8 protein-coding genes and 1 tRNA gene are annotated in these 7,990 nt (G+C 66.9%); 5 read left to right on the top strand and 4 right to left on the bottom strand.

The window, feature by feature from the left end:
- Positions 1–216: 216 nt before the first annotated feature.
- Together ACOJSF_RS07250 and ACOJSF_RS07245 are read left to right on the top strand one after the other, a co-directional pair.
- On the top strand, positions 217–1,065 hold the full coding sequence (locus ACOJSF_RS07250) for an alpha/beta fold hydrolase (protein ID WP_420141544.1): 849 nt from the start codon (positions 217–219) through the stop codon (positions 1,063–1,065).
- 46 nt (positions 1,066–1,111) lie between these two features.
- Positions 1,112–1,642 carry a VOC family protein gene (locus tag ACOJSF_RS07245; protein WP_420141543.1) on the top strand — a complete coding sequence of 177 codons (531 nt, stop codon included), beginning with the start codon at positions 1,112–1,114 and terminating at the stop codon, positions 1,640–1,642.
- Positions 1,643–1,666: 24 nt separating this feature from the next.
- Here ACOJSF_RS07245 and ACOJSF_RS07240 read toward each other — a convergent pair whose 3' ends face one another.
- Positions 1,667–2,563: a LysR family transcriptional regulator gene (locus ACOJSF_RS07240; RefSeq protein ID WP_420141542.1), complete on the bottom strand. Its 897-nt coding sequence runs from the start codon at positions 2,561–2,563 to the stop codon at positions 1,667–1,669.
- A 449-nt stretch (positions 2,564–3,012) separates the two neighbouring features.
- Between ACOJSF_RS07240 and zwf the strand changes: the two genes are divergently transcribed.
- The gene (gene zwf, locus ACOJSF_RS07235; protein WP_420141541.1) at positions 3,013–4,464 is read left to right on the top strand and encodes a glucose-6-phosphate dehydrogenase; all 1,452 of its coding nucleotides are present in this window, start codon (positions 3,013–3,015) and stop codon (positions 4,462–4,464) included.
- Complete coding sequence (gene pgl, locus ACOJSF_RS07230; RefSeq protein WP_420141540.1) at positions 4,457–5,158, top strand: 6-phosphogluconolactonase; 702 nt, start codon at positions 4,457–4,459, stop codon at positions 5,156–5,158. Before zwf ends, pgl begins: the two co-directional genes overlap by 8 nt.
- Before the next feature lie 64 nt (positions 5,159–5,222).
- On the opposite strand, the gene ACOJSF_RS07225 is transcribed toward pgl, so the two are convergent.
- Positions 5,223–6,002 (bottom strand): metallophosphoesterase family protein, encoded by a 780-nt coding sequence (locus ACOJSF_RS07225; protein ID WP_420141539.1) that lies wholly within the window; start codon positions 6,000–6,002, stop codon positions 5,223–5,225.
- A complete protein-coding gene (locus ACOJSF_RS07220) occupies positions 5,999–6,922 on the bottom strand; it encodes a peptidylprolyl isomerase (protein ID WP_420141538.1) in 924 nt (307 codons plus the stop codon). The genes ACOJSF_RS07225 and ACOJSF_RS07220 overlap by 4 nt, the downstream gene beginning before the upstream one ends.
- A gap of 74 nt (positions 6,923–6,996) precedes the next feature.
- On the opposite strand from ACOJSF_RS07220, the gene ACOJSF_RS07215 reads away from it, so the two are divergent.
- Positions 6,997–7,087: transfer RNA gene (locus tag ACOJSF_RS07215), tRNA-Ser, on the top strand.
- Between the two features lie 159 nt (positions 7,088–7,246).
- Here the strand turns inward: ACOJSF_RS07215 and arsH are convergent.
- Positions 7,247–7,987, bottom strand: a complete 741-nt coding sequence (gene arsH, locus ACOJSF_RS07210; protein WP_420141545.1) for an arsenical resistance protein ArsH — start codon at positions 7,985–7,987, stop codon at positions 7,247–7,249.
- Positions 7,988–7,990: the final 3 nt, after the last annotated feature.

Here is a 7,990-nt window from a genome sequence, read left to right as displayed (position 1 = left end):
GACAAGGCGGTCACCGTGATCCTGAAAGCGGTCGACGCCGAGGACGCCCCGCTCCACCTGCCGCTCGGTCCTGCGGCGCACGCGAGCGCCGAGCGGAAGCTCGCCGCCTTCCGCCGCGACCTCGACGCCTGGCGCGACATCACGATCGCCACGGATTTCGGCCCGACCTGAGTGCCGGCCCCTGTGTAACCGTCAACATGCCCTTGGAGAGCGACCATGATCGCAGCCCTGCCTGACTTCGCCCAGCAACTGGTGCCGGCGAATGGTATCAAGCTCAACGCCGTCACGGGAGGCTCGGGTTCGCCGATCCTCCTGCTCCACGGCTGGCCGGAAACGTGGTGGGAGTGGCAGCAGGTGATGCCGCTGCTCGCCGATCATTTCAGCGTGGTGGCGATCGATCTGCGCGGCGCGGGATTCTCCGACTGCCCGCAGGGCGGCTATGACAAGGCGACCATGGCGCGCGACGCGCACGAGGTCATGCTTGCGCTCGGGCATGAACGCTACGCCGTGTGCGGGCATGATATCGGCGGCATGGTCGCCCTGGCGCAGGCCGCCATCCATCGCGAAGCCGTCACGCACCTGGCCGTGCTCGACGTTCCGCTTCCCGGCTGGACCGAATGGGAGGCGACGGTCGCAAGGCTCTGGCATTTTGGGTTTCACGCCAGCCGGGATCTGCCCGAGCGCCTGCTCCACGGCCGAGAATATGATTATGTTTCGGCCTTCATGGCCGAGCGCTTCTACGACTATAGCAGTTTCGATCCGGCGAACATCGAGATTTACGCGAAAGCGATGGCGCTTCCTGGCCGCTTGCGGGGCGGCATGGAGTGGTATCGGACCCTGACCGCCGACCATGCGGCGGCGCTCAGATACAAGGAGCAGCCGCTCGAAATACCGGTGCTCGGCTTGGGAGGGGACCAGCGCTTCGGCGCGCAGATGGTGCCGATGCTCGAGCAATTCGCCACCAATGTGACGGGCGGCGCCATCGCGCGGTGCAGCCACTATGTCGCGGACGAGCGGCCGGATGAGGTCGCGGCCGCATTGATCGATTTCCTCAAGACCCACTGAAACCGGCGCCGTCGTGCGCCGGGCAGATCAAGAAAAGGAGACTGTAATGAACGCTCCCGTCATTCGCGGCGTCAATCACATCGGCATCACCGTGCCCGACATCGAAGCCGCCAAATCCTTCCTGGCCGACGCTTTCGGCGCCGAACTGATCTACCAGTCGTTCGGGCCGCAGGATCCGCCCCGGCAGGGCGCAGAATTCGAGCGGGCCGTCGGCGCATTCCCGGGGACGATTGTGCGCGCGCAGGCGATGGTCAAGATCGGCACCGGGCCCGACATCGAGCTCTTCGAAATGCACGGGCCCGAACAGGCGCAGCCGATCCGTGCGAGCGACTTCGGAATCACGCATTTCGCGCTCTACACCGACGATATCGACGCATCGGTCGAGCGTTTCGAGCGAGCGGGCGGTACCCCGCTGACGGCGCCGCGTGCCATTCCCTATGCGACCGAAAAAGGCCCCAGAAACAAGGTCTGCTATTGCCGCATGCCGTGGGGCACGACGATGGAATTCATCACCACGCCTGACCGCATGGCCTATCACGACCAGACCGATTTACGCAGATGGCAGGACGAGGAATGAGCAGGGCGCGGAAGGCGCGTCAAATCAGGGCAGCAATTCCCGCAGGTGATGGTCGATCACGCCGATGAAGGCGCGCAGGCGTTGCAGGTGCTTCAGATCGCGATGATAACCCATCCAGATGTCGCGACTGGGCGGTTCTGCCGGAAGGTCGAGCTCCCGTAGTCCCGGCGTCTGGTTGCCGACAGCGCGGGGCAGGACGGCGATGCCGACACCCTGCCGGCACATGCGCGCCTGAACATTGCGGTTGTTCGAACGCATCACCGGGACCGCGTTGGGGAAGCTCTCCTGGAGCCAGCCGATATCGGGGAAATGTCCCGTCGAGGTATCGTGCGTGATCAGGCGGAAGCCTGTTCCGTCGCCGAACACCGGATCGGGCGCGCTGGCGGAAACGTAGACGCCGTAGTTCAGTCGCGCGAGCCGCCGTTGAACGATATCGGAGGTGTCGAAGGGCACGATCCGGAAGGCGATGTCCGATTCACGCTGGGCGAGGCTGAAGAGGCGCGTGCCCGTCAGGATCTCGACATCGACGCCCGGATAAGCGTTCGTATATCCGGCGATGATCGGAGGCAGGACATAGGCGCCGAACCAGTCGGCCGAGGAGATGCGCAAGGTGCCACGCAGCTTCTGCTCCTGCCCGGCAAGCCGCCGCTCCATGGCCAGCGCGCCTTCCTCCATCTGCTCCGCCAGCGAGACGATGGTGCTCCCCTCCTCCGTCAGAACGAATCCGTCGGCCGTCCTCTGAAAGAGCGTTTGACCGGTCGCCGCCGCCAGCGCGCGGAGGCGCCGTCCGACGGTGGGGTGGCTGAGACGCAACGCGCGCGCCGCGCCGCCCAGCGTGCCGACCCGTACCAGGGCCAGGAAGATGCGGACGTCGCTCCACTCCATCTTTTGCTCCCGCGCTGCATTGACCTTGTCGAGCATAGCATCCGCTCGAACGATCGCTGATCGATCTTTCCGCCTTCACCGTGGCCGATCGCTCGGCGGACTCTTGGGCAGCATCAGATCTTCTATTTTGTCAGCTCATGCGATTGGAGTGACGTGTGCCCAAAACCGGGAAATCACGACAGAGTCTTCGCGAACCGAAGACGCCACACGCTTAACTGACCGGCGCGTCGCCGATGCGCACCACGGGCACGCCAGCGCTTTTACTTCAGTGACGCCCGCCCTTCCGATGGTGCCCAGCACGCAAACCTTGGGTTCGATGCCCGCCACAGGCGGCCCCGGACGATGATGTAGCGCCCGTCGGGCGTTCGCAGCGGCATCGCGCCCAAACGCGGCGGGCGGGGGACGGGTCCGGCGAAAGCGGGTGGACAAGGCCGGCGCGCCGCGCGAAGGCGCACCCGGACCTCTCGCGGCTGGAGACCTGATTGATGCCCGCACCTGCCCAGACGCTTCTGCTGTTCGGCGCGACCGGCGACCTGTCCCGGCGGATGCTGCTGCCCTCCCTGTTCGGCCTCGACGCGGACGGATTGCTCCCGAAGGATCTGTGCATCTTCGCGACCGCGCGGACCGAAACGGACGACGCCGGTTTCCGTGAGACCGCGAAGACCGCGCTCGAACCGATCATGAAGGATCGCAAGCTCGACCGCGACGTGCTCGATCGCTTCCTGGCGCGGATCCACTACGTGCCGGCCGACGCATCGAAGCCCGAGACGCTGCAACGGCTGGGCGAGGCGGTGGGATCGCGCCGCGATCAAGGTGTCGCGATCTTCCTGTCGACCGCGCCGTCGCTGTTCGAGCCGACCATCGCCGGGCTGGAGCAGGCCGGGCTGGCGGGACCGGAAACGCGGCTCGCGCTCGAAAAGCCGCTCGGCCAGGATCTCGCCTCCTCGATGGAGATCAACGACGCGGTCGCGCGCGTCTTTCCCGAGAGCCGGACCTTCCGCATCGACCATTATCTGGGCAAGGAGACCGTCCAGAACCTGCTGGCGCTACGGTTCGGCAACATCCTGTTCGAGCCGCTGTGGAATGCCACCGCGATCGAGCATGTCCAGATCACGGTCAGCGAAACGGTCGGGCTGGAAGGGCGGACCTCCTATTTCGACGACATGGGCTCGCTGCGCGACATGGTGCAGAACCACATGCTCCAGCTGCTCGCTTTGGTCGCGATGGAGGCGCCCGCGCAATTCACCGCGACCGCGATCCGCGACGAGAAGGTGAAGGTACTCCGTTCGCTCCGCAAGCTGGACGCGGCGAAGGAAAGCGTGATCGGCCAATATACCGCCGGCGCTGTCGGCGCGCAGCCGGTGCCGGGCTATCTCGACGAACTGGGCAAGCCGTCGGGCACCGAGACCTTCGTGGCGGTGAAGGCGCATGTCGACAATTGGCGCTGGCAGGGCGTGCCCTTCTACCTGCGCACCGGCAAGCGCCTGCCGAGCCGCAAGTCGGAGATCGTGATCCAGTTCAAGCCCGTGCCGCATTCGATGTTCGAGGGGCGCGGCGCGGTGCTCCAGCCCAACCGGCTCGTCATCTCGATCCAGCCGGAGGAGAATGTCACGCTGACGATGATGTCCAAGGTGCCGGGGCTGGACCGTGACGGCATCCGCCTGCGCGAGGTGCCGCTGCAGATCGGCATGGACAATGCCTTCGCCGACGTCCGCCGCCGCATCGCCTATGAGCGCCTGCTGCTCGACCTGATCGAGGGCGAACCGACCCTGTTCGTCCGCCGCGACGAAGTGGAGGCGCAGTGGGAGTTCATCGACGCGATCCGCGAAGGCTGGACGCTCAATTCGATGAGCCCACGCAACTATCCGGCGGGAACCTGGGGCCCGGCCGCCGCGATTGCACTGACCGAACGCGATGGAGTGACCTGGAATGATTGAGGCCGAATGGTGGGAGCATGACGACGCGGAGGCCTTTGCGGAGGCGGTCGCGGGCGATCTCGGCTTCATCGTCGAAAGCGCGCTCGACGCGCGCAACGCCGCTTTGCTCGCGCTGTCGGGCGGGAACACGCCGGTCAAGGCGTATGAGAAGCTTGCGGGCATGAAATATGACTGGAAGCGGGTGACGATCATCCCCGTCGACGACCGGCTGGTGCCGCTGACCGATCCGCTGTCCAACGTCGCGATGCTGGCCAAGATCTTCATGCCGAAGGGCGCGCGCGTCGTGCCGCTGGCCCCCGCCGAGCTCGACTACAAGGCCGCGGGCAACTCCGCCGACGCGCTGCTGCAGGACATGAAGTGGCCGCCCGACGTGGCGCTGCTGGGCGTCGGCGGCGACGGGCATACGGCGTCGATCTTTCCCGGGCCCGATCTCGACGCGGCGCTGACCGCGCCCAAGACGCGCCGCGCGATCGGCGTGATGCCCGATCCGCTGCCCCCCGAAGCGCCGGTCGCGCGCGTCACGCTAACCCGCGCGGCGATCCTGCAGGCGCGCGCGCTGATGCTGTGCCTGACCGGCGATGCGAAGCGCGCGATCGTCGAGCAGGCGATCGAGGACGGCGCCGGATCGACCGTTCCGATCGGCCGCGTGCTGGCCGAGGCGGAGCAGCCGATCGACATTCACTGGGCTGCCTGACCGCCGGGCCGCATCCGTCCCCATGCGAGGCGGGTGCGGCCGGCGCGGCGCGGGGACGGTTGCGTCAGGCGGCCTCGTCCGTGTTCAGCCACCATCGCTCCGTCCCCTCCAGGCCCAGCGCGGTGAGAATGCCGGTGGCATAGGCCCCGGTATCGATGCCGATGCGGTTGGTACGCACGTCGGGCGTCCGCACCACCGTATGGCCATGGACCACCGTCACGCCATGGTCGGCCTCGCTCGTCAGGAAATCGCCCCGGATCCAGCGGAGGTCGCTCTCCGCCTGTTCCTCGATCGGCACGCCGGGGCGGATGCCCGCATGCGCGAAGAAATAGTCGCCGAAGCGGATGCCGTGACGCCCGGCGCGCAGGAAATCGAGATGCTCGGCCGGGATGAATCCGACCAGGTCGGCATTGGTGTAATAATCGGGCAGATCGAGCATCCGCTGGGGCACGTCGTAGCTCTCGAACGTCTCGCGCCCGCCATAGCGGAGAAACTGCTCCATCCCCGTCGCATCGGGATCGTCGGCGAAGCGGAGCAGCATCTCCTCATGATTGCCCATCACGAAATGGAAGGTGGCGAAGGCGGGCTGATGATGCAGCAGATGATCGATCACCGCGCGCGATTCCGGGCCGCGGTCGATCAGGTCGCCGAGCAGGACGATGTGGCTCTCCGCAGGCGTGCGGCCCGCGTCGTCGGCCTCGATCCGGGCAAGCAGCCGAGCGAGCAGGTCGAAGCGCCCATGCACGTCGCCGATCGCATAGACGCGCAGGCCAGGCGGGATGGAGGGCGCGGGCCCCTCGGGCGCGGGCGGCGGCTTCCTGCCGAAGCCCAGCAGGCGCCTCAACGCGCGCGCACCCGCACCGGGACCGGCACGTTGCAGATGTCGACGCCGCCTGCGGGTGCGATGAAGAAATCGTCCTTCCGATTGGCGCGCGCGGCGACATAACGCGCGAAGCTCGCGCCGTCGGTGGCGAGCATTTCGAAGCGCGGCTGTTCGGCCTCGGGCAAGTCGCGCGCCGGCCGGATCGAGCGGATCCGTACCTGATCGGCGGCATCCTTATAGAAACCGAGATTGCCGGTGCCGCGCGGCAGGCTCGACAGATGCTCCACCCCCTCGATCACGCGGCCGACCAGCGCGACATTGCGGTCGAGGTGGCGCGGCGCGTGGCCGATCACGACATAGAGTTCGGCGCCGCTGCCGGTATCCGGCGCCATGTCGCGGCCCACGCCCAGCATGCCATAGCAATGGACCGGCCACGTCGATCGGCCATCCGACGCGACGGGCCAGCCACGATAGAAGCCGACCCATTTGGCGTAGGGATCGCGCGTCTGCCACGACATGCCCGCGCCTTCGTTCATCGAGCCCGAGCCGGTAACGGCGCCGGCCGGTGCGGCATAGTCACTGGCGGGAGCGACGGCCAATCCGGGCGGCAGCGGCCGCGCGGCGGTCACCTCGCCCCATTGCACGACATAATTGTCCTGCACGCGGTTGATGCCGGCGCCGTCCCACCAGTGCGCCCGCGCCAGCGCGCGGATATTGGCGATGTGGCGGGGCGCGAAGGGCGCGGGCATCAGCTGCAGGACGATACGGCGCGGCGCCCCGCGCGCGCCCGGCGCCAATTCCATCACCAGCAGGTCATCGGGCGAAATCGCGCGCCATTCGCCGGCCGGGGCCTGCGCCACGATCTCCGCCGGCTGCTGCGCGGCGGCCACGGTGGAGACGGCCACCAGGGTGAGAAGGAATGGAAGAAGCGGAAAATGCATGCGGGCGAGCCTGCCATGCCGCATCTCCTTGCGGAAGCCCCCGCCACGCGATAGGGCGCCCGCTCCGGCGGAATGGAGCGGTGGCCGAGTGGTCGAAGGCGCTCGCCTGGAAAGTGAGTATACGGCAAAACCGTATCGAGGGTTCGAATCCCTCCCGCTCCGCCATCCTGACATGCGCCGCCGTCCGCCGACCCCGCCCACGTTCAAGCCGCCGCCACTACGCTCCGTGCCGCACCAGCGGTTCACGGGACAAACCCTTCGTTCGTTCCAAACGACGGCTTTTCGATGAAGCGATCGTTCCAGCGCTATGGCAACACAGAGCCCCTACGCAATCGCTTGCGAAGCAAGATCGGCTGCGGCGTCCCGCTTCACCTGTGCGGCCTTTCGCTCCGAATAACGGTCGACAAGCTGATCGGAATGCGGCCGGGTGAGGACGGTAAACCGAACCAGCTCCTCCATCACGTCGACAATGCGGTCATAATAGCTCGACGGGCGCATGCGTCCGGCCTCATCGAACTCCTTAAACGCCATCGCCACGCTCGACTGATTGGGTATGGTGATCATCCGCATCCAGCGGCCGAGAAGGCGGAGCGTGTTCACTGCGTTGAACGACTGCGAACCACCCGACACCTGCATGACGGCGAGCGTGCGACCCTGGGTCGGCCGCATGCCGCCGAACTCCAGCGGCAGATGGTCGATCTGTGCCTTCATGATGCCGGTGATCTGGCCATGCCGCTCAGGGCTGCACCAGACCATGCCTTCGGACCAGAGCGCGTGCTCGCGAAGCTCATGGACGGCGGGATGATCGTCGCCCTTCACCTGATCAGGCAAAGGCAGATCGCTGGGGTCGAATATCCGCACCTCGGCACCGAACAGGATCAGCAGCCGCGCCGCTTCCTCGGCGGCGAGCCGGCTGAAGGACCGCTCGCGCAGCGACCCGTAGAGCAGCAGGATGCGCGGCGGAGGCTGATCGTCGCCGAGGCCCGCACCCGGCCGGGTAATCACGACGCTGCGATCAAGCGCGGGGAGGTGATCGGGGTCGGTCAGCGGGCGGAGACGGGTCATGCA

Origin of the sequence: Sphingomonas sp. (assembly GCF_048594985.1) — a bacterium.
Classification (GTDB): Bacteria; Pseudomonadota; Alphaproteobacteria; order Sphingomonadales; family Sphingomonadaceae; genus Sphingomonas_I.
This window is presented reverse-complemented; position numbering and strand designations above follow the sequence as displayed.

What these genes read in the sequence shown, in the direction of transcription:
- ACOJSF_RS07250 (WP_420141544.1), top strand. Translation starts at nt 217, where the DNA reads ATGATCGCAGCCCTGCCTGACTTCGCCCAGCAACTGGTGCCGGCGAAT.
- pgl (WP_420141540.1), top strand. Translation starts at nt 4,457, where the DNA reads ATGATTGAGGCCGAATGGTGGGAGCATGACGACGCGGAGGCCTTTGCG.
- ACOJSF_RS07220 (WP_420141538.1), bottom strand. Translation starts at nt 6,922, where the DNA reads ATGCATTTTCCGCTTCTTCCATTCCTTCTCACCCTGGTGGCCGTCTCC.
- zwf (WP_420141541.1), top strand. Translation starts at nt 3,013, where the DNA reads ATGCCCGCACCTGCCCAGACGCTTCTGCTGTTCGGCGCGACCGGCGAC.
- ACOJSF_RS07240 (WP_420141542.1), bottom strand. Translation starts at nt 2,563, where the DNA reads ATGCTCGACAAGGTCAATGCAGCGCGGGAGCAAAAGATGGAGTGGAGC.
- ACOJSF_RS07245 (WP_420141543.1), top strand. Translation starts at nt 1,112, where the DNA reads ATGAACGCTCCCGTCATTCGCGGCGTCAATCACATCGGCATCACCGTG.
- arsH (WP_420141545.1), bottom strand. Translation starts at nt 7,987, where the DNA reads ATGACCCGTCTCCGCCCGCTGACCGACCCCGATCACCTCCCCGCGCTT.